22 protein-coding genes are annotated in these 24,395 nt (G+C 73.9%); 18 read left to right on the forward strand and 4 right to left on the reverse strand.

All coding sequences use genetic code 11. The annotated features are described in order from the left end of the window. Positions 1 to 255 precede the first annotated feature (255 nt). The 13 genes from C1I92_RS17780 to C1I92_RS17840 all read left to right on the forward strand — a co-directional run bounded on the left by C1I92_RS17780 (position 256) and on the right by C1I92_RS17840 (position 16,041). A complete protein-coding gene (locus C1I92_RS17780; protein ID WP_199521328.1) occupies positions 256 to 1,971 on the forward strand; it encodes a gamma-glutamyltransferase family protein in 1,716 nt (571 codons plus the stop codon). Further along, the gene (locus C1I92_RS17785) at positions 1,968 to 3,305 is read left to right on the forward strand and encodes an amidohydrolase (RefSeq protein WP_111255995.1); all 1,338 of its coding nucleotides are present in this window, start codon (positions 1,968 to 1,970) and stop codon (positions 3,303 to 3,305) included. Before C1I92_RS17780 ends, C1I92_RS17785 begins: the two co-directional genes overlap by 4 nt. Continuing rightward, a complete protein-coding gene (locus tag C1I92_RS17790; RefSeq protein ID WP_111255996.1) occupies positions 3,302 to 4,321 on the forward strand; it encodes a phosphotriesterase family protein in 1,020 nt (339 codons plus the stop codon). Before C1I92_RS17785 ends, C1I92_RS17790 begins: the two co-directional genes overlap by 4 nt. Continuing rightward, a complete protein-coding gene (locus C1I92_RS17795; RefSeq protein WP_111255997.1) occupies positions 4,318 to 5,790 on the forward strand; it encodes an amidase in 1,473 nt (490 codons plus the stop codon). Before C1I92_RS17790 ends, C1I92_RS17795 begins: the two co-directional genes overlap by 4 nt. Further along, a complete protein-coding gene (locus C1I92_RS17800) occupies positions 5,787 to 6,857 on the forward strand; it encodes an extracellular solute-binding protein (protein WP_111255998.1) in 1,071 nt (356 codons plus the stop codon). The genes C1I92_RS17795 and C1I92_RS17800 overlap by 4 nt, the downstream gene beginning before the upstream one ends. After that, positions 6,842 to 7,621 carry an amidohydrolase family protein gene (locus C1I92_RS17805; protein WP_199521329.1) on the forward strand — a complete coding sequence of 260 codons (780 nt, stop codon included), beginning with the start codon at positions 6,842 to 6,844 and terminating at the stop codon, positions 7,619 to 7,621. The genes C1I92_RS17800 and C1I92_RS17805 overlap by 16 nt, the downstream gene beginning before the upstream one ends. Then, a complete protein-coding gene (locus C1I92_RS17810) occupies positions 7,618 to 8,064 on the forward strand; it encodes a cytidine/deoxycytidylate deaminase family protein (protein WP_111255999.1) in 447 nt (148 codons plus the stop codon). The genes C1I92_RS17805 and C1I92_RS17810 overlap by 4 nt, the downstream gene beginning before the upstream one ends. A 96-nt stretch (positions 8,065 to 8,160) precedes the next feature. Beyond that, positions 8,161 to 9,267, forward strand: coding sequence for an ABC transporter substrate-binding protein (locus C1I92_RS17815; RefSeq protein WP_111256000.1), 1,107 nt, complete (start codon positions 8,161 to 8,163; stop codon positions 9,265 to 9,267). Beyond that, positions 9,252 to 10,880 carry an amidohydrolase gene (locus C1I92_RS17820; RefSeq protein ID WP_111256001.1) on the forward strand — a complete coding sequence of 543 codons (1,629 nt, stop codon included), beginning with the start codon at positions 9,252 to 9,254 and terminating at the stop codon, positions 10,878 to 10,880. Before C1I92_RS17815 ends, C1I92_RS17820 begins: the two co-directional genes overlap by 16 nt. Then, complete coding sequence (locus C1I92_RS17825) at positions 10,873 to 13,137, forward strand: N,N-dimethylformamidase beta subunit family domain-containing protein (protein ID WP_111256002.1); 2,265 nt, start codon at positions 10,873 to 10,875, stop codon at positions 13,135 to 13,137. The genes C1I92_RS17820 and C1I92_RS17825 overlap by 8 nt, the downstream gene beginning before the upstream one ends. Positions 13,138 to 13,269: 132 nt before the next feature. Continuing rightward, positions 13,270 to 14,148, forward strand: a complete 879-nt coding sequence (locus C1I92_RS17830) for an ABC transporter permease (RefSeq protein ID WP_111256003.1) — start codon at positions 13,270 to 13,272, stop codon at positions 14,146 to 14,148. Positions 14,149 to 14,152: 4 nt separating this feature from the next. Next, positions 14,153 to 14,986, forward strand: a complete 834-nt coding sequence (locus tag C1I92_RS17835) for an ABC transporter permease (protein ID WP_111256004.1) — start codon at positions 14,153 to 14,155, stop codon at positions 14,984 to 14,986. Further along, on the forward strand, positions 14,983 to 16,041 hold the full coding sequence (locus tag C1I92_RS17840) for an ABC transporter ATP-binding protein (RefSeq protein ID WP_111256005.1): 1,059 nt from the start codon (positions 14,983 to 14,985) through the stop codon (positions 16,039 to 16,041). Before C1I92_RS17835 ends, C1I92_RS17840 begins: the two co-directional genes overlap by 4 nt. A 14-nt stretch (positions 16,042 to 16,055) precedes the next feature. Here C1I92_RS17840 and C1I92_RS17845 read toward each other — a convergent pair whose 3' ends face one another. From C1I92_RS17845 to C1I92_RS17855, 3 genes are all read right to left on the reverse strand, one after another. Continuing rightward, positions 16,056 to 17,009 carry an aldo/keto reductase gene (locus C1I92_RS17845; RefSeq protein WP_111256006.1) on the reverse strand — a complete coding sequence of 318 codons (954 nt, stop codon included), beginning with the start codon at positions 17,007 to 17,009 and terminating at the stop codon, positions 16,056 to 16,058. A gap of 100 nt (positions 17,010 to 17,109) precedes the next feature. Next, positions 17,110 to 18,306 (reverse strand): MFS transporter, encoded by a 1,197-nt coding sequence (locus C1I92_RS17850; RefSeq protein ID WP_111256007.1) that lies wholly within the window; start codon positions 18,304 to 18,306, stop codon positions 17,110 to 17,112. Next, positions 18,303 to 18,803 carry a RidA family protein gene (locus tag C1I92_RS17855; RefSeq protein ID WP_111256008.1) on the reverse strand — a complete coding sequence of 167 codons (501 nt, stop codon included), beginning with the start codon at positions 18,801 to 18,803 and terminating at the stop codon, positions 18,303 to 18,305. Before C1I92_RS17855 ends, C1I92_RS17850 begins: the two co-directional genes overlap by 4 nt. Positions 18,804 to 18,871: 68 nt before the next feature. Between C1I92_RS17855 and C1I92_RS17860 the strand changes: the two genes are divergently transcribed. From C1I92_RS17860 to C1I92_RS17880, 5 genes are read left to right on the forward strand one after another with little or no spacing between them, the layout of a single operon-like run. After that, positions 18,872 to 19,375, forward strand: coding sequence for a RidA family protein (locus C1I92_RS17860; RefSeq protein WP_199521330.1), 504 nt, complete (start codon positions 18,872 to 18,874; stop codon positions 19,373 to 19,375). Further along, complete coding sequence (locus tag C1I92_RS17865; protein ID WP_111256009.1) at positions 19,372 to 20,406, forward strand: phosphotriesterase family protein; 1,035 nt, start codon at positions 19,372 to 19,374, stop codon at positions 20,404 to 20,406. The genes C1I92_RS17860 and C1I92_RS17865 overlap by 4 nt, the downstream gene beginning before the upstream one ends. After that, complete coding sequence (locus tag C1I92_RS17870) at positions 20,403 to 21,251, forward strand: urea amidolyase associated protein UAAP1 (protein ID WP_111256010.1); 849 nt, start codon at positions 20,403 to 20,405, stop codon at positions 21,249 to 21,251. Before C1I92_RS17865 ends, C1I92_RS17870 begins: the two co-directional genes overlap by 4 nt. A gap of 16 nt (positions 21,252 to 21,267) precedes the next feature. Further along, positions 21,268 to 21,954, forward strand: coding sequence for an urea amidolyase associated protein UAAP2 (locus tag C1I92_RS17875; protein ID WP_199521331.1), 687 nt, complete (start codon positions 21,268 to 21,270; stop codon positions 21,952 to 21,954). Further along, on the forward strand, positions 21,951 to 23,627 hold the full coding sequence (locus C1I92_RS17880) for an allophanate hydrolase (protein ID WP_199521332.1): 1,677 nt from the start codon (positions 21,951 to 21,953) through the stop codon (positions 23,625 to 23,627). Before C1I92_RS17875 ends, C1I92_RS17880 begins: the two co-directional genes overlap by 4 nt. Here the strand turns inward: C1I92_RS17880 and C1I92_RS17885 are convergent. After that, positions 23,600 to 24,358 carry an IclR family transcriptional regulator gene (locus C1I92_RS17885; protein WP_111256012.1) on the reverse strand — a complete coding sequence of 253 codons (759 nt, stop codon included), beginning with the start codon at positions 24,356 to 24,358 and terminating at the stop codon, positions 23,600 to 23,602. The two genes, C1I92_RS17880 and C1I92_RS17885, sit on opposite strands and share 28 nt — an antisense overlap. Positions 24,359 to 24,395: the final 37 nt, after the last annotated feature.

Consider the following 24,395-nt stretch of genomic DNA (forward strand, 5'->3'; position numbering starts at 1 on the left):
GGCGTCGGCAGCGTCAGATGGGAATAAGAGACAGGTGGGTGGGTGGGCTCATCACGGGAAGAAGCCAGTCGAGCCCGCGAAACCGGCGGATGCACGCCACAGCGACGGATCCGGGCGTGCGCCGGTCTGCATCCCGCGGTTTCGCGGGCATCGGTGGCCGGCGCAGCACTCTCGCAGCGGCCTGAGGGCCGGCGGCGGAATGCAGGCGTGGATCCAATGTCGACGAGATGGGATCCTCAAGCTACGATGCGTTCCATGACGCCCAGCTGGCTGGCCCCGAACCCGACCCTGCTCGGCACCCGGCACTCCGCGTCGTCGGGGCACTACCTCGCCTCGTCGGCCGCGTTCGCGATCCTCGAGGCGGGCGGCAACGCCGTCGACGCCGGGTGCTGTGCGGGCATGGCGCTGGCCGTGCTGCACGCCGACGAGGTGAACTTCGCCGGCGTCGCGCCCATCATGATCCGCCTCGCCGACGGCACGACCGTGAGCCTCGACGGGCTCGGGGTCTGGCCGCGGCGGCTGCCGGCCGACCTGTTCATGACCGAGCACGACGGCACGATCCCCACCGGCATCCTGCGCACCGTCGTGCCGGCCGCGCCCGACGCGTGGATCAGCGCGCTGCGCGACTACGGGACCATGACGTTCGGGCAGGTCGCCGACGCCGCGCTGCGGCTGGCCCGCGACGGGTTCGCCGTCCACCCGCTGCTCGCCGACGGCATCGCCAAGCGGCAGGCCGGCTACCGGAAGTGGGCCGCCAACGAGGCGATCTACCTGCCCGGCGGCCGGCCGCCGCGGGTGGGCGAACGGTTCGTCCAGGCCGACCTCGCCCGCACGATCCAGACCATGATCGACGCCGATACGACGGCCGGCGGCGACCGTGTCGCCGGCCTCGAGGCGGCCCGCGCGGCGTTCTACGAGGGCCCGATCGCCGAGCTGATCGTGGACTACCACGAGGCCAACGGCGGCTACCTGCGCCGCGACGACCTCGCCGAGTTCCGGTCCCGGTACGAGCCGGTCGTCGAGACGCGCTGGCGCGACTTCACCCTGCTGACCTGCGGCGCCTGGTGCCAGGGGCCGATCCTGGCCGAGGCGCTGCTGATCCTGGAGCGCTACGGTCTCGACGGCCTGGCGCACAACAGCCCGCAGTACGCGCACGTCGTCATCGAGGCGCTCAAGGGCGTCTTCGCCGACCGCGAGCACCACTTCGGCGACCCCGCGTTCGTCGACGTCCCGCTCGACCGGCTGCTCGGCGACGAGCACGTCGCCGCCCGGGCGGGCGCCATCGACCCCGAGAAGGCCTTCGCCGGCCTGCCACCGGCGCTGTTCGGGCAGTCGCAGGCGCTGCCTGACGCGATCAGCGCCGAAGAGGTGCGCCACATCGGCGAGGGCGGCACCAGCTACGTCTGCGTCGTCGACCGCTGGGGCAACGCGTTCTCGGCGACGCCGTCCGACGGCGCCTCGACCGCACCGGTGGTGCCCGGCACCGGCATCGTGCCGTCGCTGCGCGGGCTGCAGTCGCGGCCGGACCCCGCACACCCGTCCGGGGTGGCGCCGGGCAAGCGGCCCCGCCTGACCCCCAACCCCGCCATCGCGGTGCGCGACGACGGCAGCGTGCTGCCGTTCGGCTGCCCGGGCGGCGACATGCAGGTGCAGGCGATGCTCCAGGTCTTCCTCAACGCCTTCCACTTCGGCATGGACCTGCAGGAGGCGGTGAACGCGCCGCGCTTCTCGACGTGGAGCTTCCCGAACTCGTTCGCGCCGTTCGACTACCTCGCCGCGCACGTCTTCCTCGAGGACCGGTTCGACGAGTCGGTCCACACCGAGCTGGAGCGGCGCGGGCACGACGTGCGCCGCTGGCCGGCCTTCACCCGCGACGCCGCCGCGGTCGAGGCGATCTACCGCAACGCCCGGACCGGGTTCCTGGAGTCCGCCGCCGACCCGCGCCAGCCGGCCCAGGCGGTGGTCGCATGACGCGGATCCACGTCGCTCCGGTGCTGACGATGGACCCCGAGCGGCCGCGGGCCGAGGCGCTGGCCGTCGCGGGCGACCGCATCGTCGCGGTGGGCACACTCGAAGAGGCGCGCGCGGCGGTGCCCGCGGGGACACCGGAGCAGCCGCACGACGGCGTCATCCTGCCCGGCCTCATCGACGCCCACCTGCACATGCAGCGGGGCGGGCTCAAGGCGCTGGCCCACCTGCCCGCCGGCGCCGGGTTGGACGAGTTCATCGAGACGATGGGCCGGACTTTCCACGACGAGGACTGGCCACGGCGGCAGCCGCCGACGCTGGACGAGCGGGTCGAGGGCATCGACGTCGCCCAGCGGCTGTTCCACCAGCTCGGCTTCACCGGCATCGTCGACCCGGCCACGACGATCGACGAGATGCGCGGCTACCAGGAGGCGCGCCGGCGCGGCGTGCTCACGATGCGCACCGTCGCGATGCCCTACCTCGAGCCCGGCTCCGCGGCGACGCCCGACGTCGACGCCGTCATCGCGCACCTGGAGGGCACCGGCGTCTCCACCGGGTTCGGCGACGACGAGCTGCGGATCGGCCCGATCAAGGTCTACGCCGACGGCGAGGCGCTGAAGGGCCAGGCGCTGCTGGCTCAGCCGTGGGACGAGTCCGGCTACACCGGCCTGCAGCGGATCTCCGACGAGGACTTCCGGCGGCTGGTGCGCTTCTGCGCCGAGCACGGCTGGGGCGTGGGCACGCACGCCGTCGGCGGCGCTGCGATCGACCTCGTCGCCCGCACGTACGCCGACGTGGGCCCGGCCGTCGCCGAGCGCCGCTTCCAGATCATCCACGGCTACCTGGAGCCGACGGCGGAGACGATCGCGACCGCCGCCCGGGCCGGCGCGATCGCCTCGCTGCAGCCGTCGATCATCTGGCACAACGGCGCCGGCCTGCGCGCCAAACTGGGTGACCGGGCCGAGCGCGCCAACCCGGTGCGCAGCTGGCTCGACGCCGGCGCCGTGGTCGCGTTCGGTTCGGACGGGCCGTTCTTCGCCTTCGACCCGCGGCACCTCGTGTGGCAGGCGGTGACACGGCGGGTGCGCGACGAGGCCGAGCCGCTCAGCCTCGCCGAGGCGATCACCGTCGAGGAGGCGCTGGCCGCCTACACGACCGGCGCGGCGTACGCCGCCTTCGCCGAGGAGTCGCGCGGCATGCTGCGGGCCGGGCGCCTCGCCGACTGGGCGCTGTGGTCCGACGACCCGACGGCGGTGACCGTCGACGACCTGCGCACGCTGCGGGTGCTGCGCACCGACGTCGGCGGGCGGACGGTGCACGACGAGGCGGCCGGATGATCGAGACCGTCCTCGGCCCGGTCGACGCGGCCCGGCTGGGCCGCGTCGCCACGAACGAGCACGTGCTCACCGACGCGCGCGGCCTGACGCGGCCGACGCGCGAGGGCGGCGTCCTCGAGGGGCCGGTGCGCCCGGAGATCCTCGGCGACCTGCGGTGGAGCTACCTGTCGCTGCCCGACAACCTCACGCTCGACTCGCCGGAGACCGCCGTGGCCGAGCTGAAGGCCGCCGCGGCCGACGGCTTGGGCACGATCGTCGAGGCGACGTCCTGGGGGATGGGCCCGCGCCACGCGGACCTCCCGGCCGTCTCGCGCGCGGCCGGGGTGCACATCGTCGCCGCCTACGGCAGCTACATCGACAAGACGCTGCCGGACTGGTGGGCCGGGCAGACCGAGGCCGAGATGGAGCGCGCGTTCACCACGGCGCTCACCGACGCCATCCCCGGCACGGACTTCCGCGCCGGCCTGCTCGGGCTGCTCGGCACCAGCGACGAGATCACCGCGGCGGAGGGCCGCGCGCTGCGGGCCGCCGCCCGGGCCGCGGCCGCGGCGCACGCGGCCGTGAGCATCCGCCTCGACGCCCGGGCCCGCCGCGGGCCGGAGGTCGCGGCGCTGCTCGCCGCCGAGGGGCTGGACCCGTCGCGCATCCTGTTCTGCAACATCGACAAGGTCCTCGACGCCGCCTACGTGCGCGAGATCGCCGACACCGGAGCGACGGTCGAGTTCGCCTTCGGCAGCGAGCACTACTTCGGCGACGGCGCCCGCGACGCCACCGACGGCGAGCGCCTGGACTTCCTGCTGCGGCTGCTCGACGACCGCCCGGGCGTCGCCGTCACGCTGACCTGCTCGGTGTGGACGAAGGGCCAGCTCACCCGGTACGGCGGCATGGGCTACGGGCACGTCGTACGCCGCATCGTCCCCGCACTCGCCCGCCTGGGCGTCCCGCCCGAGCGGATCGACGACCTCATCGTCGCCCGCCCCGCCGCACTGCTCGACCGAACGGACGGAGCCCCATGACCGACACCCCGCTGCACTGGTGGAGCGCCGCCGGCCTCGCACGCGGCATCCGCACCCGGGAGATCTCCGCCGAGGAGGTGATGCGCGCCCACCTCGACCGCATCGCCGAGCACAACGACACCATCGGCGCGATCGTCTCGATGGTCCCGGAGCCGGACGCGCTCGCCGCGGCCCGCGAGGCCGACCGCGCGGTCGCCCGCGGCGACGACGTCGGCGTCCTGCACGGGCTCCCGACCGCGGTGAAGGACCTCATGGACGTCGCCGGGCTCCCGACCAGCCACGGGTCGGCCGCCTACGCAGGCGCGCCGCCGGCCACCGAGGACGCGCTCATGGTCCGGCGCATCCGCGCCGCCGGCGCGATCGTCATCGGGAAGACGGCCACGCCCGAGGAGGGCCTGGGCACGCTGACGTTCAACCCGCTGCACGGCGTGTGCCGCAACCCCTACGACCCGGCCCGGCATGCCGGCGGGTCCAGCGGCGGCGCGGCCGCGGCGCTCGCGGCCGGCCTGCTGCCGATCGCCGACGGTTCCGACAGCGGCGGCAGCCTGCGCTACCCGGCGGCCTTCTGCAACGTCGTCGGCCTGCGCCCGGCGCCCGGCCGGGTCGCGAGCGGGCGGCCCGACAACGGCTGGACCGCGCACGGCGTGCTCGGCCCGATGGCACGGTCCAGCCTCGACGCCGCCCTCGGCCTCGCCGCGATGAGCGGCGCGGACCCGATCGCGCCGATGTCGATCCCGGAGGACCCGGCCCGCTTCCTGCAGGTCGCGCCGGCCGGGCCGGACCGGGTGCGGATCGGCTGGAGCGCCACGGCCGGCGGCGTGCCGATCAGCGCGGAGATCGCCGCCGTCCACGCCGCCGCCCGCGACGCGCTCGCGGCGGCCGGCTACTCGATCGTCGACTTCGAGCCGGAGCTCGCCGACGCCGAGGAGGCGTGGGAGACGATCGAGATGTTCAACTTCTTCGCCTTCGGCCGCGACGCCGCGGCGAAGCACGGCGACGCGATGCGCCCGGACCTGCTGCGCAACATCCGGCAGGGCGAGCGGCTCACGGCGGCGCAGCTCGCCGACGCGCTGCGCACGCGCACCGAGGTCTTCCGCCGCACGGCGCAGCTGTTCGACGACGTCGACGTGCTGGTCGCGCCGGCCACGCCGGTCGTCGCGCCGCCGGCCGAGGTGGAATGGGTCGACCGCGTCGGCGACGTCGAGTACGACCGGTACTTCCGCTGGCAGATGCTGGCCAACCGGTTCACCGTCACCGCCCACCCCGTCGTCGTCACACCGGCCGGCTTCAGCGCGGGACTGCCGGTCGGCCTGCAGGTCGTCGGCCGCCACCGTGGCGAGTTCGAGCTGCTCGGCGCCACGGCCGGCATCGAGGCCGTGCTCGGCCACGTCGACCGCCACCCCGACCTCCAGAACGTCCGCGACGCTGCGGAACCCCACCCCCGCACTGCAGAGGAGCGTCCGACATGACCATCCACCCGCACGGCCGGCGGCTCGCCGCCACCGGCCTCGCCCTCATCACCGCCGCCGCGCTCGCCGCCGGCTGCAGCGGCTCCTCCGGCGACGACACCGCCGCCGAGGGCGGCATCGGCGGCGAGGTCATCTGGGCCGACTTCGGCGGCCCGACGAACGACAGCCGCCAGGTCGCCTACTTCGACGGGTTCGCCGACGAGCACGGCGTCGAGGTGACCTCCGTCCCCATCGAGGACGCCGTCTACTACCCGATGCTCGAGGGCGAGGCCGGCGACTACGACGTGTTCCAGGTCAGCGCCGCCGAGCCGATCAACTACCCCGACGGCGCGCAGGAGCTGCCGGCGGATGCGCAGTCGGACCTGCTGCCCGACGAGCTGCGCCCATACCTGATGGGCGGCTTCTACCTCGGCATGGCGCAGGGCTGGCTGACCGACACCTTCCCCGACGGCGGCCCGCAGAACTGGGCCGACTTCTTCGACACCGAGAAGTACCCGGGCAAGCGCGCCTGGCCCGGGCAGCCGCCGTTCTACGACTCGTCCTACGAGATCGCCCTGCTCGCCGACGGCGTCGCGCCCGAGGACCTCTACCCGCTCGACCTCGAGCGGGCCGTTGCCAAGCTCGACACGATCCGCGACGACCTCGTCTTCTACCAGTCCTACGCCGAGGTGCAGCAGCTCCTGGTCAGCGGCAGCGCCGCGATCGCGGTGTCGGTGACCGGCCAGTTCAACGCGCTGCGCAATGCCGGCCAGGACGTCACCGTCCAGTGGAACCAGGCGTTCACGACGCCGCAGGGCTTCGTCCTGCCGGCGGAGGCGGGCAACCCCGACGCGGTGCTGGCGCTCGCGGAGTGGATGAACGACCCCGAGCACCAGGTGACGTTCGTCGAGCGGACCGGCTACGGCCCGGTCAACTCCGAGGTGTTCGAGAGCCTGGACCCGGAGCTCGCCGCCACCCTGCCGAACGCACCGGAGCACGAGGGCCTCGTCATCCCGTGGAACGAGCGATGGCGGGCGGAGAACAAGCAGGCGATGCTCGACACCTACACCGAATGGCTGGCCGGCTGATGATCATCGACGCGTACAACACGACGCAGGACGTCCGCGGGCGCTCGGACTACCTCACCGGCGCCCGGCCGGGGGAGGAGCCGCCCGCGTACGTCCCGTTCGACCCGCAGCGGATCCTGACCAGCATGGACGCCGCCGGCGTCGACATGGCCATGGTGTGCTCGCTGTCCCAGCGCATCGAGAACGACTTCATCATCGGCATGCAGGACGCGTACCCGGACCGGTTCATCGGCTTCGGCCAGGTCATGCCGCAGGCCGACGACGCGCTCGACGAGATCGCCCGGCTGGCCGAGGCCGGCATCCGGGGCCTCAAGCTGCACCCCAGCCTGCACGGCTACCACGTCGCCGACCACGGCCTGCTCGACCCGGTCTTCCGCCGGTGCGCGGAGCACGGGATGGTCGTGCTGATCAACGCGCTCGACGACCCGTTCTGCGCGCCGTTCGCCATCGAGGAGATCGCGAAGGGCCACCCGGACGTGCCGACGATCATCGCCCACATGGGCGCGGTCTGGAACGTGCCCGAGGCGATCATCGTCGCCGAGCGGCAGCCGCACGTGTACCTCGAGACCTCAGCGACGCTCATGGCCGACGTCAAGCGCGCCTACGCCCGGCTCGGCGCGGAGCGGATCCTCATGGGCACCGAGTGGCCGGGCTCGGACTTCGACATCGAGCGGCTGAAGATCGCGAAGGCGATCCCCGACCCGGCCGACCGCGCGCTCGTCGAGGGTGGCAACTACGCGAAGCTGCTGGGCCTCGGGTCATGAGCCGGCCGCCGCTGGCCCGGCCGCCGGAGATGGGCGACGACGACGCCGCGCTGATGGCGGCGGCCGCGGCGCTGCTCGACCGCGTGTACGTGGCCGGACGGCACGAGGTCGTCGCCGCGATGCGACTGGCCGACGGGTCCGTGCAGCTGGGCGTTCACGTCGACGGGTCGGCGCGGCGCAGCGCGGTGTGCGCGGAGGGTGTTGCCGCCGGGAACGTCGTCGCGTACGCCGCGACCTCCGGGGCCGCACCGTCGGTGCTGAGCTCGGTGAGCGTGCTGCGCCGGCCGGGCGGCACCGAGCACGTGATCGAGCCGTGCGGCGTCTGCGCCGAGCTGCTCAGCGACTACTGGCCGCGGGCGCGCGTGTGGGTGACGCGCGGCGACGACACCGTCGCCGTCACCGCCGCCGACCTGCTGCCGGCCAAGCGCCTGCGTCAGTGGTGACGCGGCCCCGCTGGCCAGGTGTAACACAATCGTGACCCAATTGGATCCACTACCCGCTATGGTGGATCCACACAGATCGCGAGAAGGGGGTTCGACATGGCGCTCACACGCAGCGGCACCAAGGCGTTCACACGCAGGGACATCCGCCGGGCCGGTGTCGCGCTCGGCGCCGCGGCGACCAGCCTCGCCCTGCTCGCGGGCTGCGGCGACGACGCCGGCGACGACGCGCAGACCAGTGGCGACGGCGCGGCAGAGCTCAGCGGCGAGATCATCTGGTCCGACTTCGGCGGGCCGACCAACGAGGCCCGGCAGGAGATCTACTTCGGCCCGTTCACCGACGACACCGGCGTCGAGGTCACCTCCGTCGTGGTCAACGACGCCATGCAGGAGGAGATGATGTCCGGCGGGCCGGGCGACTACGACGCCACCCACGTCGGGCTCGACCTCGTCTACGCCAACATGGACAACGTCATCCAGATCCCGGAGGAGTTCCAGGACCAGGCGCTGCCCGAGGACATCCGCGCCTACGCCTTCGGGACCTTCTACGTCGGGCACGCGCAGGGGTACCTCACCAGCACCTTCCCCGACGGCGGGCCGCAGACCTGGGCCGACTTCTGGGACACCGAGACCTACCCGGGCAAGCGGGCCTGGCCCGGCACGCCGGGCAGCTACGACAGCTCCTGCGAGATCGCGCTGCTGGCCGACGGCGTCGCCGCCGAGGACCTGTACCCGCTGGACTTCGACCGGTGCTCGGCGAAGCTCGACGAGCTGCGGCCGGAGATGGTGTTCTACATGTCCTACCCGGAGATCCAGCAGCTGCTCGTCTCCGGCACGGCGGCCGTCGCCATGGGCCCGAGCGGCCAGTTCGCGGCGCTGCGCAACGCCGGCCAGGACGTCACGGTCTCGTGGGACCAGGCGGTGGTCGCGCCGAACGTGATCGCGATCCCGAAGGAGGCGCCGAACCAGGAGAACATCCTGGCGCTCACCGAGGTCTTCCACGACCCGGAGCTGCAGGCGCAGTTCGCCGAGCGCACCAACTACGGTCCCGGCAACCCCGACGCGTACGAGTTCATCCCCGAGGACGTCCAGGACAACCTCGTGAACGCGCCGAACCACGAGACCGTCGTCTACCAGGACTCCAAGGCCCGCTCCGAGGCCACCGAGGACCTGCTCAACTGGTACACGGAATGGCTGGCGGGCTGACCACCGCACCGGCCGCGGACGATCATCCGGTGATCGTCCGCGGCCGGATCCGCACGATGGACGACGAGCGGCCGCTCGCCGACGCGATGCTCGTGCGCGGCGGCCGGATCGTCGCGACCGGCACCCTCGCCGCGATGCACGGGCTCGACCCGTCCGCGCGGGTCGAGCGGGCACGGGGCACGGTCCTGCCCGGCTTCATCGACGCGCACCTGCACACGCTGGTCGTCGGCCTGGAACGGCGGCGGCTGACGATCTCCGACGCCGGGTCGGTGCGGGAGGTCGTCGAGCGGGTCCGCGACTGGCTGGCCGCCCACCCCGGGCTGGACTGGGCCGTCGTCGGCGCGCACTTCCACGCCGAGGATCTCGCGGAGGGCCGGCTGCCGGACCGGCACGACCTCGACCCCGTCTCCGGCGGCACCGCGCTCTACCTCGACCGCCGCACGCACGACGCGATCGTGAACACGGCCGCGCTGCGGCGCGCCGGCATCGACCGGTCCACGCCGGACCCGCCCGGCGGCACCATCGAGCGCGACGCCGGCGGCGAGCCGACCGGCGTGCTGGTCGAGCGGCCCGCCGCCGACCTCGTGTTCGCCCAGATCCCGCCGGTCGACGCCGACGAGCTGCACGCCGCGCTCGCCGAGGCGCAGACGTACCTGCACAGCCTGGGCGTCGTGGGCGCCGCCGAGCCTGGGCTCAGCCCGGCCGAGCTGGCCGTCTACCAGGAGGCCTGGGCCCGCGGCACGCTGACGCTGCGGACGCTGGCCATGCCCCTCGTCGACACCGCGGTCGCGCCGGAGGAGTACCTGGCCGGCCTCGGCACGGTCACCGGCTTCGGCGACGAGCGCCTGCGCGTCGGCCCGCTCAAGGTGTACTTCGACGGCACCGGCGGCTTCGGCACCGCGCTGCTCGGCCGCGACTGGCCGGGCCGGCCCGGCTACCACGGCACCCAGGTCTGCTCCACCGAGACGTTCCAGGCGCTGGTCGACCACTGCGCCGCCCGCGGCTGGTCGGTCGCCGTGCACACCGTCGGCGACGAGGCGGTCCGGATCGTGCTGGACTGCATGGAGCGGGCGGACAAGCGCCACGCCATCCGCGACTTGCGGTTCTCGATCATGCATGCCTACCTGTGGCCGTCGGCGGAGTCGATGGAGCTGGCCGCGCGGCTGGGTGTCGTCCTGTCGACGCAGCCGTCCATGCACTGGCGGGTCGGCGCCGGGATCGCCGATCGCTTCGGCCCGGCGGCCGAGCTGCTGGCCCCGCTGCGCGCCTGGGCCGACGCCGGCGTGCGGCTGGCCGGCGGCTCCGACGGCCCCGACTTCCCGATGTCGCCGCTGTTCGGCATGTGGCAGGCGCGGACCCGGCGGATCCGGGGCCGCGACGACCCGCTCGGCGCGCACTCGGCGCTCACCCCCGCCGAGGCGCTGCGGATGTGGACCGTGGACTCGGCCTACTACTGCTTCGCCGACGGCGTGCGCGGCAGCCTCGCGCCGGGCAAGCTGGCCGACTGGGTCGAGGTGAGCGTCGACCCGGTGGGGGCCAGCGACGACGAGCTCGCCGAGGCGGCCGTGCTGCGCACCGTCGTCGGCGGGCGCGAGGTCTATACAGATGGGTGAGGAGGCGCCACCGGTCGTCGTCCCGCCGCGGGTGATGGGCTACACCGGCCGCGTCTCCTACCGTCCCGGCGACACCGTCGAGCTGCACGTCAGCACCCCCGCCGAGCGCTGGCGCGGCGAGCTGGTCCGGCTGCGGGCGCTGGAGATCCCCGCCGCCGGGGTCCGGCGGCGCACCGAGGCGGTGCCCGCCGCCGAGCCCGTCGAGGCGCCCGGCATCGAGCAGCGCACGGCCACCGGCTCGTATGCGCGCTTCGGCGGCGTCCCGCCGATCGGGCCGGACGGGCTGGTCGTCGCGCTGGCGCTGCTGCCGACGACGCCCGGCGACCCGGCGCTGGGCCCGCAGGTCGCGATCGCGCACGCCGCCGACGGCACCGGCTGGTGGGTCGGGCTCGACCCCAGCGGCCGGGCCTGCGTCGGCGTCTGCACGACGTCCGGCCCGGTCAGCCTGTCGGCCGGCGAGCCGCTGGCCGCGGGCTGCTGGGTCGAGGTCCGGGCCGTGATCCCGGGCCGCCCCGGTGAGCGGCTGCGGATCGAGGTGGCCCAGGCGGGCACGTTCGCCGCGAACCGGTTCGTGCGGCCGCCCGCCGCACCCGCCACCGCGTCGGTCGTGCTCGGTGCGCCCGTCGTCCCGGCGCCCGGTCCGCTGCTGTGGGGCTGCCGGTCGCTGCGCGACGGCCGTGAGCCGGAGCTGAGCTTCGACGGCCGGATCGAGAACCCGGTGATCGTCGCCGCCGCGGCCGCGACCGGCTCCCGCCGCGAGCTGGCGGCCCACCCCGCGGTCGTCGCGGCCTGGGACCTCGGCGCCGGCATCGGGCCGGACGGGATCGCCGCCACCACGCACGTCGCCGACGTCAGCGGCCGCGGCCGGCACGGCGTCACCGCGCAGCACCCGCACCGCGCCGTCACCGCGTCGGGCTGGCGTGGCGACGTCACCGACGCCCGGTTCGCGCCGGACCAGTACGCGGCGATCCACTTCCACCGCGACGACCTCACCGACTGCGGCTGGCGGCCGCAGGCCGGGATCGAGCTGCCGCCGGACCTGCGCAGCGGGGTGTACGCCGTCCGGCTCACGGCCGATGACACAACTGAGGACCTGGTCCCGGTGTTCGTCGGCCCGCCCGCGGGCACCGCAACGGCGCCGCTGCTGCTCGTGCTGCCGACCAACTCCTACCTCGCCTACGCCAACGACCACGTGGGCGTCGACAGCCCGCGCACGCAGGTGTGGAGCCAGATGGTGCCCACGCTCGACGACTTCGAGCTGTTCCGCAACGCCCGCCGCGAGCTCGGGCTGTCGCTGTACGAAGTGCACGGCGACGGCTCGCCGGTGTTCTACTCCAGCTGGCGCCGGCCGATCCTGACCATGCGCGAGCGCGTCTACGACCACAACGCGCCGGTCTGGCAGTTCACCGGCGACATGCAGATCGTCGACTGGCTGGAGCGCACCGGCCGCCGCTACGACGTCGCGACCGACCTCGACCTGCGGCGCGAGGGCGCCGCCCTGCTCGCGCGGTACGCGGCCGTGCTCACCGGGTCGCACCCGGAGTACGCGAGCGGGCCGATGCTCGACGCGTACGAGGAGTACGTCGCCGGCGGCGGCCGGCTGCTCTACCTGGGTGGCAACGGCATGTACTGGGTGACGGCGTACGACCCGCAGGACGAGCAGGTCATCGAGATCCGCCGCTGGGGCGGCACGCAGGCCTGGTGCGCCGACCCGGGGGAGTACCACCTGTCCTTCACCGGCGAACCCGGCGGCATCTGGCGGTTCCGCGGCCGGGCACCGCAGAAGACGTTCGGGGTGGGGTTCGTCGCGGCCGGCAACCCCGGCGCGTCCGCGGGCTACCGCCGGGCCACCGACGACCCGCGGGTCGCCTGGGTGTTCGACGGCGTCGACGGACCCGACTTCGGCCGGTACGGCGTCGCCGGCGGAGCGGCCGGCCTGGAGATCGACTCCGCCAGCCCGCCGCTCGGCACGTCGCCGGACGCCGTCGTTCTGGCGACGTCCGTCGGGCACGGCGACGACATGCTCGAGGCGCGCGAGAACTTCAACATGACCAGCCGCGTCCTGGGCGGCGGACGCAACCCGAAGGTGCGCTCCGACCTCGTCCTGGTGCCGCGTGCGGGCGGCGGCGCGGTGTTCTCGACGGGGTCGATCGCGTTCGCCGGCGCGCTCGGCGGGGACGACGGCGAGACGTCGGTGTCCAGGCTGCTCGGCAACGTCGTCGACCGGTTCCTCTCCGGCGCTCCCGTCCTGGACTGAACGGGACGGGTGTTGCGGAGCCGTAACATCACCGATACGCTTCAGGATCCATAGAGGGCTAGATTGGATCCACAGAATGCACAGGTGAGCTTCTGCAACACGTCCGCAACCTCGATCCGGGAGCATGACGAAGTGAGCGTGCCGACCATCACCATGCCGGGAGCCCCGGTGAGCCCGGCAGTGCGCAAGCCGCTGGGGGTGTCCAGAGCCGAGTCCCGGTGGCTGCTCTGGCCGCCCCTGGTGTTCTTCGCCGTCGCGCTGGGACTCCCGCTGCTGATGCTCGTCACGCAGTCGTTCGAGGGCGGTGGCGTGGCGTACGGCGACGCACTGGACGTGCCGACCTTCGCCGGGTCGCTCATGCGGACGATCGTCATGGCGGTCGTCGTCATGGTCCTGACCGTGGTGCTGGGGACCGCCTACGCGCTGGCGATCGTCGCGTCGCCCGTGTGGTTGCGCTTCGGCCTGCTCGCCGCGCTGATCCTGTCGCTGTGGACGTCGATCATGGTGCGCTCCTTCGGCTGGATGCTGCTGGAGCTGCCACAGGGCGCCCTGCACTGGTTCCTCGGGCTGTTCGGCCTGGCCGACGAGCCGCTGGAGCTGTACCAGACAACCATCGGCATGTATCCGGCCATGGTCGCCGTCATGCTGCCGTTCGCGGTGCTCCCGGTGATGTCGGCGCTGCAGTCGATCGATCGCGAGCAGCTCAACGCGGCCACGATCTTCGGCGCGGGCCCGCTGCTGACGTTCCGCTCGGTCACCTGGCCGCAGATCCTGCCGTCCATGCTCAGCGGCGGCGTGCTCGTCTTCGTCATGGCCCTGGGCTTCTACGTCACGCCGTTGCTGCTCGGCGGGCCCAGCAACATGACGGTGTCCGGCGTCATCAACGCGCAGATGAACCAGGCCAACCGGCCCGACATCGGCGCCGCGATGAGCATCCTGCTCGTGGGCGGGACGATGATCGTCTACCTCATCGCCGACCGCCTGTTCCGGGTCAGCGAGAAGTGGGGATGACGCGATGAGCTCGACCGTCGGCCGCAGTCTCGGCTGGTACCGCGTCCCCGTCGTGGTCGTGGCGCTGCTGGCCAGCCTGCTCCTGATCGTCCCGTTCGTGATCCTCGTCGCGACGTCGTGGACCGGTGGGAGCTTCATCCTGTTCCCGCCCGAGGGCTTCTCGCTGCAGTGGTACACCGAGGTGCTCGACGACCCCCGCTGGATGGACTCGTTCCGTCTCTCGCTGTGGACGGCGTCGCTCTCGACGCTGATCGCCGCGGTGCTCGGCCTGCTGGGCGCGGTCGGGCTGGCGCGGGTGCGCAGCCGGCTGGCGCAGCGGTGGATCCGCACCCTGTTCATCGTGCCCATCGCGCTGCCGCCGATCGCCTACGCCGTCGGGCTGTACGGCGTGAACATGGAGCTGGGCTTCCTGCGCGGCACGCTCGTGACGCTGATCGTCGGGCACGCGCTGGTCGCCCTGCCCTACGTCTTCGTCATCGTCTCCGGCGGCATGTCCCGCATCGACCCGGCGCTGCGTCCGGCCGCGAGCACGCTCGGCGCGAAGTGGCCGCTGGTGCTCTGGAAGATCGAGCTGCCGGCGCTGCTGCCCTATCTGCTCTCGGGAGCGCTGTTCGCGTTCGTCGTGGTCTTCGACGAGGTCGTCCTCGCGGTCTTCCTCGTGCCGCCCGGCGAGCAGACGCTGCCGCTGCGGATGCTCAACGCGTCGCAGGAGGCGTTCTCGCCCGAGCTGACGGCGGCCTCCACGCTCGTCTCGATCCTCGCCATTCTCGTGCTCGCCATCATCCCCGTCACCAATGCCGTGCGGCGCCGGCGGGCGCTGGAAGGAGTCACCCGATGACCATCGCGCTCTCGATCACCGACGTGCATGTCACCCTGGGGCACAACCACGTGCTCAAGGGCGTGTCGCTGGACGTGCGGCCCGGCGAGTTCGTCACGTTGCTCGGCGCGAGCGGCAGCGGCAAGACGACGCTGCTGAACGTCATCGCCGGCCTGCAGGCCGTCGACAGCGGCCACCTCACGTTCGACGGCGTCAGCATGGAGAGGACGCCGCCGCAGAAGCGCAACGTCGGCGTCGTCTTCCAGTCCTACGCGCTGTTCCCGCACATGTCGGTCGGCGAGAACGTCGCGTTCCCGCTGCGGGCCGCGCGCCGCCCGGCCAGGGAGCGTAAGTCCGTCGCCGAGGAGATGCTCGCGCTCGTCCAGCTGCCTGGCATGGCCGGCCGCTCGCCGGCGTCGCTGTCCGGCGGCCAGCGCCAGCGCGTCGCCCTGGCCCGTGCACTGGCCGCGAACCCCGGGATCCTGCTGCTGGACGAGCCGATGGCCGCGCTGGACAAGCAGCTGCGCGAGCAGATGCAGGTCGAGGTCACCCGGATCCAGCGCAAGGTCGGCATCACGACGGTGTCGGTGACGCACGACCAGACCGAGGCCCTCACGATGTCCGACCGCGTCGCCATCATGCGCGACGGCATCCTGGTGCAGGTGGACTCGCCGGAGGACCTCTACCGCCACCCCGTCGACGAGTACGTCGCCGGCTTCCTCGGCGAGGCGAACCTGCTGCCCACGGCCGGCGGCCGGATCCTGGACGACGCCGCGGGCGCCGAGGTCGACGGCACCGCGGTGGTGCGCCCGGAGGACCTCGAGCTGGTGCCGTCCGGCGAGGCCTGTCCCGCCTGGCACGTCGAGGGCGCGATCCACCTGCTGAGCTTTCAGGGCACCCGGTTCCGGCTGGAGCTGCTCACCGACGGCGGCCGGAAGGTCGTCTGCTCCCTGCCCCCGTCCATCGACGCGTCGACGCTCGTGGTGGGCGAGCGCGCCCGCGTCGCCTGCCGCAACCCCGAGCGCGTCCACGTCATCGCCGCGACGCCCGCCACCGCCGCCATGGTCGCCGCCTGAGACGGCGGACCCTGCTACATCTCGCGCTCCCAGCCGCCGCGCGTGTCGACGCCCGTGGCGTCGGCCAGCGCCTCCAGCTCGGCGATCTCCTCGTCGCTGAGCTCGATGTCGCGGGCCTTGCTCAGCCCGTCGACGTGGCCAGGCTTCGTGACCCCGATGATCGGGATCGTCCCCTTGGCGATGGCCCAGGCGGTGGCGACGTCGGCGGCGGACGCGCCTCGGCCCGCGCCGATCGTCGCCAGCCGCCCGGTCAGCGCCTGCAACCGCGGCAGCATGCCGTTGTACACGACGGCGCGGCTGCTGCCGTCGGGCAACGGGTGGTCCGGGCCGTACGCTCCGGTCAGCGCCCCCTGTTCGAGGACCATGTAGGAGAAGAACCGCACGTCCTTCGTCCGGCAGTGGTCGAGGATCCCCGCGCGCTCGGAGCTGCGGTACAGCAGGCTGTAATGGTTCTGGACCGCCTCGACCCGGAAGCCGGCCTCGCCGAGGATCCGGTCGGCGAGCGCGAGCTCGTCCAGGTTGTGGTTCGAGACGCCGACGTGCCGGATCAGGCCGTTCCGCAGCAGCGGGATCAGCCGCGGCGTCCAGCGTGCGACGTCGGCCGGGTTGTGGATCCAGTACAGGTCCACATAGTCGGTGCCGAGCCGGTCGAGGCTCTGCGCCAGCATGTCCGCGACCGGATCGTCGCCGTCGCCGGCGATCTGCGGCGTGAACTTCGTGGACAGCTGGTATTCGCTTCGGTCGTAGCCCTTCAGGGCCTGGGCGAGGACCGTCTCCGAGCGGCCCATGCCGTAGACGACGGCGGTGTCCCACATCGTGAGCCCGCTGGACTGCGCCTTGTCGACGACCTCCCGCAGGCCGGCTTCGGTCAGCCGGCTGCCGAAGTAGCCGTCGCCGGCCTCGCCGCTGTCGCCCCAGGCCCAGGTGCCGAGCGCCACTGCCGGCGCCGTCAGTGTCGTGCTCGTCATGTCATCCCTCTGGTGGTTATCACCTCTCGATGACACCAGCTCCGCCGGGCCGGCGGCAGTGTGGCCGAGTCCTGGGTCTGGCAGGGCCACCCAGGACCGCTCAGGCCGCGGGGTCGCGCGGCGCGAAGATCGTGACGATCGCCAGGGCGGCGAGCTGCAGGCCGGCGGCCACGACGAACGCCCAGGTGGTCGACGCGGCGGCGATGACCAGGCCGCCGATGAGGGCGCCGCCGGCGTAGCCGACGCTGGTGAAGGCGGAGAACATGCCCAGGCCGAGGGCGCGGTTCTCGACGGTGAGGCCGCGCGTCGCGAGCATCGTCAGCGACGGGTAGAGCGGCGAGAAGCCGACGCCGATGAGGGCGGCGCCGATCGCCGCCGTCCAGAAGTCGCGGGCGAAGGCGAGCGTGGCGAGCCCGGCGGCAAGGGCGCAGAGCGAGATCGCCGTGGAGCGCAGCGGGCCGATCCGATCGGGCAGGTTCGCCAGCGCGATGCGCGCGGCGATGACGCTGACGGAGAAGACGGCGAAGACGGACGCGGCGCCGAGCAGGCCGCCGGACGCCACGCCGGCGCCGGTGAGGTGGACGATGAGGAAGCCCAGCATCAGGCCCTCGCCGCACCAGGCGACCGCCGCGACGACGCCGGGCACCCACACGGCCACGAAGGCGCGCCCGGCCGCGACCGCACGGCGCGGACGGTCCGCCGCCCCGCCATCGGCCGGCGCCGGTCGCGGCGGCCGCGGCAGGAAGGCGATCAGCGACGCCGTCGTCAGCTCCAGCGCCGCGCAGACGAGGAACACGGCGACCGGCCCCGCCGCGTCGTTCACGGCGGTGCCGACCTGCGGGCCGAGGGCGAGCCCGATCCACACGCTCAGCCCGAAAATGCTCAGCGCCTTGCCCCGCTGCGCCGCCGGCGCCATCGCGACCAGCCAGGTCATGACCAGGCTCATCGCCGCGGCGTTGCCGAGGCCGAACAGGATGCGGCCGAGACCGGCGCCCCACAGCGACGGCAGCAGCGCGAGCGCGACCATCCCGGCGGCCGCGATCGCGCCGCCGGTGAGCGCGACCGTCCGGTACCCGTGCCGGTCGCCCAGCAGCCCGGCGGCCGGCATCGCGATCATCGACGAGACCGCCGCGACCGAGATGACCAGGCCCGACAGTGTCGTGCCCCCGTCCAGGACGCGTTCGACGTACACCGGGATGATCGGCGTGCTCGCCGCGTTCGTCATCGCGCCAAGCGCCGACGCGGCGAAGATGAGCCAGAACGGGACCGTGCGGGTGATGTCGCGGCCGGGACTCATCCTGCGGTGGGCTCGGGGACGCACTCCAGGTCGAGCCACAGCTCGAAGCAGTTGTTGCGCGACAGCGACGTCGCACCGATCGACGCGCGGCCCAGGCTGCCGGCGTCGGCGCCGAAGACCTCGAGGAAGAGATCGCTCGCGCCGTTGGCCACCTCGTGGAGCGGCTCGAACCCCGGCGGGCAGACGACGAAGCACAGGGCCCGGGACAGGCTCGCGACGTGGTCGAGCGAGCCGAGCGCGTAGCGGATCATCCCGAGCGTGTGGATCGCGGTCAGCCGAGCCGCGGCGTAGCCCTGCTCGACGGTGACGTCGACGCCCACGACGCCGGGGTGCAGCCGCTCGCCCGCGCGGTTCTCCGGCGTCATCCCGCCGAGCTGGAGCAGGTCGCCGATGCGGTGGAACGGCTTCACGGGTCCGTAGCGGTGACCGTAGGGCGGGTCCGCATAGTCGGGGATGTCGAGCCCGAGCTCGCGGGCCCTCTGCTCCGCACCGGTCATGGACCCTCCCATTGCTCATGTGTATCCGATAACATCCAGAATGGATCCACTCTAGCCGGAGGAGCCCTGTGACGACGATCCCGACCCCCGAACAGCGCGCGGCCGAGCTGGGCCTGGTGATCCCCGACTATGCCGACCCGCCCTACGGCGAGCGGTACAGCCCGATGAAGGCCTTCCACCGGTCCGGCCGCACGGTGACGATCAGCGGCATGACGCCGGAGGACCGGCAGGGCGCCAAGGTGTTCCCGGGCCGGGTCGGCGCGGACGTGACGCCGGACCAGGGCTACCAGGCGGCGCGCGTGGCGGCGGTCAACGTCCTCGGCCTGATCCGCCTGGCCACCGGGTCGCTGGACGAGGTCACCGCGTTCGTGCGCACGCTCTGCTTCGTCGTCACGACCCCCGAGTTCAGCGACGTCAACCTCGTCGCGAACGGCGCGCTCGACCTGTTCGCCGAGGTCTTCGGCGACGACGTGGGCCGCGGGACGTCGGCCAGCATCGGCGTCGCGAGCCTGTCCGGCGGCAACGTGTTCGAGCTGGTCGCCGCCGTCGAGACGCGCGGGGAGCCGGTGTGATCGAGACCGTTCTGGGCGCCGTCCCCGCCGACCGGCTGGGCGTCACGTCGATGCACGACCACGTGCTCAGCGACGCCTCCGCGCTGCGCCGCGACGGCGCCGCGCCCGGCCCGGCGTCGGACCGGGTGGGCCCGGAGACCCGGGACTACCTGCGTACCAACATGCTCGCGCTGGCCGACAACCTGCGGCTGGACGAGCCCGACGTCGCCATGGTGGAGCTGGCGCACGCCGTCGGCCTCGGCCAGCGCGCGCTGGTCGAGGACACCTCGTGGGGCCTGGGGCCGGACCACGCGGGCCTGCCCGAGATCGCGCGACGCTCCGGCATGACCATCGTCTGCAGCTACGGCGCCTACATCCGCCGCACGCTGCCCGGCTGGCTCGCCGAGCTCGACGAGGACGGCCTGGAGCGGCACCTGGCCGGCGCGCTGCTCGACCGCGTGCCCGGCACCGGCTACCGCGCCGGGATCCTCGGCATCATGGGCACGACGGCGGACCTGCCGGAGGAGGAGCGGTCCACGCTGCGCGCCGCCGCCCGCGCCGCGGTGCGGGCGGGCGCGGCGGTCACGGTCCGGCTGGACCCCGACGCCGCCCGCGGGCTGGAGGTGCTCGGGCTGTGCGCGGCCGAGGGGCTGCCGGCCGAGCGGGTCGTGTTCACCAACGCCGACGAGTTCATGGACGCCGCCTACTGGGCCGACCTCGCGGCGGCCGGCGCGGTGCTCGAGATGTGCTTCGGGACGGAGGACGTCCACGAGGGCCGCGTGCACAACCCCTCGGACGCGCAGCGGCTGGAGTTCTTCACCCGGTTCTGCGCGGAGCAGCCCGGGTCGCGGCACGTGCTGGGCCACTCGCTGTGGACGAAGGCGCAGCTGCGCACGTACGGGGGCCACGGCTACGGCCACCTGCTGGCCCGGATCGTGCCGGCGCTGCGTGACGGCGGCGTCCCGGCGGACCGGCTCGACCGCATGCTCGTCGGGGAGCCACGGCGGCTGCTCGACCGGCCCGCCATCGACACCACGGAGGTCACCCCATGACGACCGGACGACTCGGAGCGGAGGGCCTGGCCAACGTCGGGCAGGCCCGCGCCGACGCGCGGGGCCGGGCGTCGGTCTCGGACTGGATGCCCTACCTGCCCGCCAACACGACGCCGTACCCGCCGGACGGGGTCGACCCGGACACGCTGACCTGGGCGGAGACCGTCGCGCCGGGCGGCTACACGCACCTTCGGGTGGCGCGCGGCACCCGGCTGCGGCTGGAGGACGTCGACGGCGAGGCCTGCGCGAGCGTGCTGGTCCACAACGCGGCGCAGCCGGGGGAGCGGCTCAACGTCGCCGACACGCAGAAGATCCCGTGGCAGGCCTACCTCGGCGCCGGCCACCCGCTGCTGTCCGGCGACGGACGCGTGCTCGCGACGATCGTCGCCGACACCTCCGGCCGGCACGACGCGTTCTGCGGCGCCAGCAGCGACGCCTGGAACGAGGCGAAGTACGGCGACGCGACCGCGGAGGGCCCGTCCCCGTCGGGGCACGCGCTGCTGCGCCTGGCCGCGGCCCGGCACGGGCTGGAGTCCCGTGACCTGCCGCCGGCCGTGTCGTTCTTCAAGGGTGTGCGCGTGGCCGCGGACGGCGCGCTGGAGTGGACCGGCTCGGCCGGCCCGGGCCGGTCCGTCGACCTGCTCGCGGAGCTGCCGCTCGTCGTGCTGATCGCGAACGCGCCGCACCCGCGCGACCCGCGCCCGGACTACGTCGCCGGTCCCTTGCGCGTGCACGCCTGGCGCTCCCGGCCCACCGGCCTCGACGACGACGTCGCGGCCGCGACGCCGGAGCGGGAGCGCGCCTACCGGAACACGATCGCCTATGCCGGCCTGGCCGGGCTGTGACCGCGAAGGAGCAGCGATGAGCATCACGACCACGGTCCCGCCCCGGCCCGTGCACGACCCGGACAGCCCGCTCGACTGGTCCGGCCCGCTGGTGCCGGGCGAGGTCGTGCTCGACGAACGGGTGGCGCCGCGCGCCGCGTGGTCGGGCGTGGTGGCGGCCGCCGACGTGCTGACGATCGTCGACGTGGGCGGCAACCAGTCCGCCGACTGCCTGCTCTACGCCGCGGACGACACCGCCGAGCGGTACAGCGCCGCGGACACGATCGCCTGGCAGGGCAACGTCTACGTGCGCACCGGGACCGTGCTGCGCAGCAACCTCGGCCGGCCGCTGATGGCGGTGGCCGGCAACGAGGTGGACCGGCAGGACACCATCGGCGGCGCCTGCGGCAAGGAGTCCAACACGCTGCGCTACGGGCACCACACCGCCTACCAGCACGCTTGCCGCGAGAACTTCCTCGCCGAGGGCGCCCGGCACGGGCTGGGTGTGCGCGACCTCGTGTCCAACCTCAACTGGTTCATGAACGTGCCGGTCGAGGCCGACGGCTCGCTGGGCATCGTCGACGGGATGTCCGGACCGGGCCGGCGGGTGGCGCTGCGCGCGGAGCGCGACGTGCTGGTGGTCGTGTCGAACTGCCCGCAGATGAACAACCCGTGCAACGACTTCAACTGCACGCCGCTGCGGATGATCGTGACGAGGCCGTGACCAGCGTCGACGCGGTCGACGCCGCGTACGGCCGGCTGCGCGAGGCCGGCCGGCCCGAGGTCTGGATCACGGTGCGCGACGAGGCGGACGCGCTCGCCGAGGCCGCGGCGGTCGACCGCCGGACCGCGGCGGGGGAGCGGCTTCCGCTCGCGGGCACGGTGGCTGCCGTCAAGGACAACATCGACGTCGCCGGGCTGCCGACGACGGCGGGCAGCCGCGCCTACGCCTACGACCCGGACGCCGACGCGACCTCTGTCGCCCGGCTGCGGGCGGCCGGCGCCGTCGTGATCGGCAAGACCAACCTCGACCAGTTCGCCACCGGCCTCGTCGGCACCCGCAGCCCGTTCGGCGCGGTGCGCAACGCCTGGGATCCCGAGCGCATCTCCGGCGGGTCCAGCTCCGGCTCGGCCGTCGCGACGGCGCTCGGGATCGTCGACCTCGCCCTCGGCACCGACACCGCCGGCTCCGGCCGGGTGCCGGCCGCCCTCAACGGCGTTCACGGCGTCAAGCCGACCCGCGGCCTCGTGCCGGCGACAGGCGTCGTCCCGGCCTGCCGCACGCTCGACTGCGTGACGGTGTTCGCGCGCGACCTCCCGCTGGCCCGGCGCGCCGTCGAGCTGATGAGCGGCCCCGACGGCGCCGACCCGCTGGCCCGCCCGGACCGGCCGGCGCCCGCGCTGGACGCCGCGCCGCGCGTCGCCGTGCCGGCGCCCGAGCACCTCGACGGCCTGGCCGACGGCTGGGCCGAGGCCTTCGGCCGGGTCGTCGAGGACCTCGCGGCCACCGGCGCCGAGATCGTCGAGGTGGACATCGCACCACTGCTCGAGGCGGCGGCGCTGCTCTACGGCGGCGCGTTCGTCGCCGAGCGGACGGTGGCGGTCGGCGACTTCATCGCGGCGCACCCCGAGCTCGTCGGCGACGACCTCGACCCGACGGTGGCGGCCATCGTCCTCGCCGGCCGGCAGGCCGGCGCCGTCGACTACGTCCGCGACCGGGAGCGGCTGGACCGGCTCGCCCTGGATGGGCTGACGCGGCTGGCCGGCACGGCCGCGCTGCTCACCCCGACGACCACCGGGCACCCGACGCTCGCCGAGGTCGCCGCGGACCCCGTCGGCGCCAACGCCCGGCTGGGCCGCTACACGAACTTCGCGAACCTGCTGGACCGCAGCGCGCTCGCGGTCCCGGCCGGCGCGGTCGCCGGGCTGCCGTTCGGCGTGATGCTCACCGGCGCGCCGTTCGCCGACCGCACTCTCGCGCAGCTCGCGGAGCGGATCGCGGCGCCACCGGTCGAGCTGCTGGTCGTCGGCGCGCACCTGCGCGGTCAGCCGCTGAACCACCAGCTCGTCTCGGCCGGCGGCAGCTTCGTCGCCGACGTGCGCACCGCGCCGTCCTACCGGCTGTACGCGCTGCCGACGACGCCGCCGAAGCCCGGCCTGGCCCGGGTCGCGGCCGGCGGCGCGAGTGTCGCGGGCGAGCTGTGGCGGCTGCCGGCGACCGGCTTCGGCGCCTTCGTGGCCGGCCTGCCCCAGCCGATGGGCATCGGCGCGGTGCGGCTCGACGACGGCCGCCTGGTCTCCGGCTTCGGCTGCGAGCCGGTCGCGATCGAGGGCGCCCTGGACATCACCGGCCACGGCGGCTGGCGGGCCTATCTCGCCGACACCACGCGCAGCTGACGGGAGATGCCCTGCGCCGCGACCTGGAGCGCGGTGGTGAGCCGGCCGCGGTCGCGCTTGAGGCTCCGGACGACGGCGCCGACGGCGGCCACCACCTCGTCGCCGTCGCGCACCGGCACGGCGACCGAGCAGGCACCGAGCGTCATCTCCTCGTGCGTCGTCGCGTAGCCGTCGCGCCGGACGCGGTCCAGCTGGGCCGCGAGGACGGCGGGCTGGGTGATCGTGTACGGCGTGACGGGGCGCAGCGAGGCCAGGACGCGCCGGCGGACGTGCTCGGGGGCGTGCGCCAGCAGCACCTTGCCGACGCCCGTGGCGTGTGCCGGCAGGGTGGAGCCGACGTTGCTCACCACCGGCACCGACGCGCGGCCGGAGAGCCGGTCCAGGTACAGCACCTCGTCGCCGTCGCGCACGGCGAGGTGGACCGTGGCGAGCGTGGCCGCGTACAGGTCGTGGAGGAACGGCGCGGCGGCCTCGCGCAGGGTCGAGCGGACCGGCGCCAGCAGCCCGAGGTCCCACAGGCGGCGGCCGACCACGTAGTCGCCGCCGTCACGGGTCAGGGCGCCGTGGCGCACCAGCTCGCCGACCAGCCGGTGCGTGGTCGGCGGCGGGAGCCCGGCCCGGCGGGCGATGTCGGTCAGCGTCAGCCGCCGGTGCTGCTCGTCGAAGGCGCCGAGCACGGCCATGACGCGGCCGGCGACCGTCGCGCCCGGTGTGCCGGTGTTGCCAGCCATGGCCTCTTCTTCCACTGAGCAGAATCGATGGATCCAA

Source organism: Jiangella anatolica, assembly GCF_003236295.1.
In the GTDB taxonomy this organism is placed as follows: domain Bacteria; phylum Actinomycetota; class Actinomycetes; order Jiangellales; family Jiangellaceae; genus Jiangella; species Jiangella anatolica.

Bases quoted from the DNA above. Each gene is read 5' to 3' on its own strand.
- C1I92_RS17800 (WP_111255998.1), top strand. From the start codon at position 5,787: ATGACCATCCACCCGCACGGCCGGCGGCTCGCCGCCACCGGCCTCGCC.
- C1I92_RS17820 (WP_111256001.1), top strand. From the start codon at position 9,252: ATGGCTGGCGGGCTGACCACCGCACCGGCCGCGGACGATCATCCGGTG.
- C1I92_RS17845 (WP_111256006.1), bottom strand. From the start codon at position 17,009: ATGACGAGCACGACACTGACGGCGCCGGCAGTGGCGCTCGGCACCTGG.
- C1I92_RS17835 (WP_111256004.1), top strand. From the start codon at position 14,153: ATGAGCTCGACCGTCGGCCGCAGTCTCGGCTGGTACCGCGTCCCCGTC.
- C1I92_RS17840 (WP_111256005.1), top strand. From the start codon at position 14,983: ATGACCATCGCGCTCTCGATCACCGACGTGCATGTCACCCTGGGGCAC.
- C1I92_RS17780 (WP_199521328.1), top strand. From the start codon at position 256: ATGACGCCCAGCTGGCTGGCCCCGAACCCGACCCTGCTCGGCACCCGG.
- C1I92_RS17810 (WP_111255999.1), top strand. From the start codon at position 7,618: ATGAGCCGGCCGCCGCTGGCCCGGCCGCCGGAGATGGGCGACGACGAC.
- C1I92_RS17785 (WP_111255995.1), top strand. From the start codon at position 1,968: ATGACGCGGATCCACGTCGCTCCGGTGCTGACGATGGACCCCGAGCGG.
- C1I92_RS17875 (WP_199521331.1), top strand. From the start codon at position 21,268: ATGAGCATCACGACCACGGTCCCGCCCCGGCCCGTGCACGACCCGGAC.
- C1I92_RS17885 (WP_111256012.1), bottom strand. From the start codon at position 24,358: ATGGCTGGCAACACCGGCACACCGGGCGCGACGGTCGCCGGCCGCGTC.
- C1I92_RS17795 (WP_111255997.1), top strand. From the start codon at position 4,318: ATGACCGACACCCCGCTGCACTGGTGGAGCGCCGCCGGCCTCGCACGC.
- C1I92_RS17870 (WP_111256010.1), top strand. From the start codon at position 20,403: ATGACGACCGGACGACTCGGAGCGGAGGGCCTGGCCAACGTCGGGCAG.
- C1I92_RS17790 (WP_111255996.1), top strand. From the start codon at position 3,302: ATGATCGAGACCGTCCTCGGCCCGGTCGACGCGGCCCGGCTGGGCCGC.
- C1I92_RS17855 (WP_111256008.1), bottom strand. From the start codon at position 18,803: ATGACCGGTGCGGAGCAGAGGGCCCGCGAGCTCGGGCTCGACATCCCC.
- C1I92_RS17805 (WP_199521329.1), top strand. From the start codon at position 6,842: ATGGCTGGCCGGCTGATGATCATCGACGCGTACAACACGACGCAGGAC.
- C1I92_RS17825 (WP_111256002.1), top strand. From the start codon at position 10,873: ATGGGTGAGGAGGCGCCACCGGTCGTCGTCCCGCCGCGGGTGATGGGC.
- C1I92_RS17815 (WP_111256000.1), top strand. From the start codon at position 8,161: ATGGCGCTCACACGCAGCGGCACCAAGGCGTTCACACGCAGGGACATC.
- C1I92_RS17850 (WP_111256007.1), bottom strand. From the start codon at position 18,306: ATGAGTCCCGGCCGCGACATCACCCGCACGGTCCCGTTCTGGCTCATC.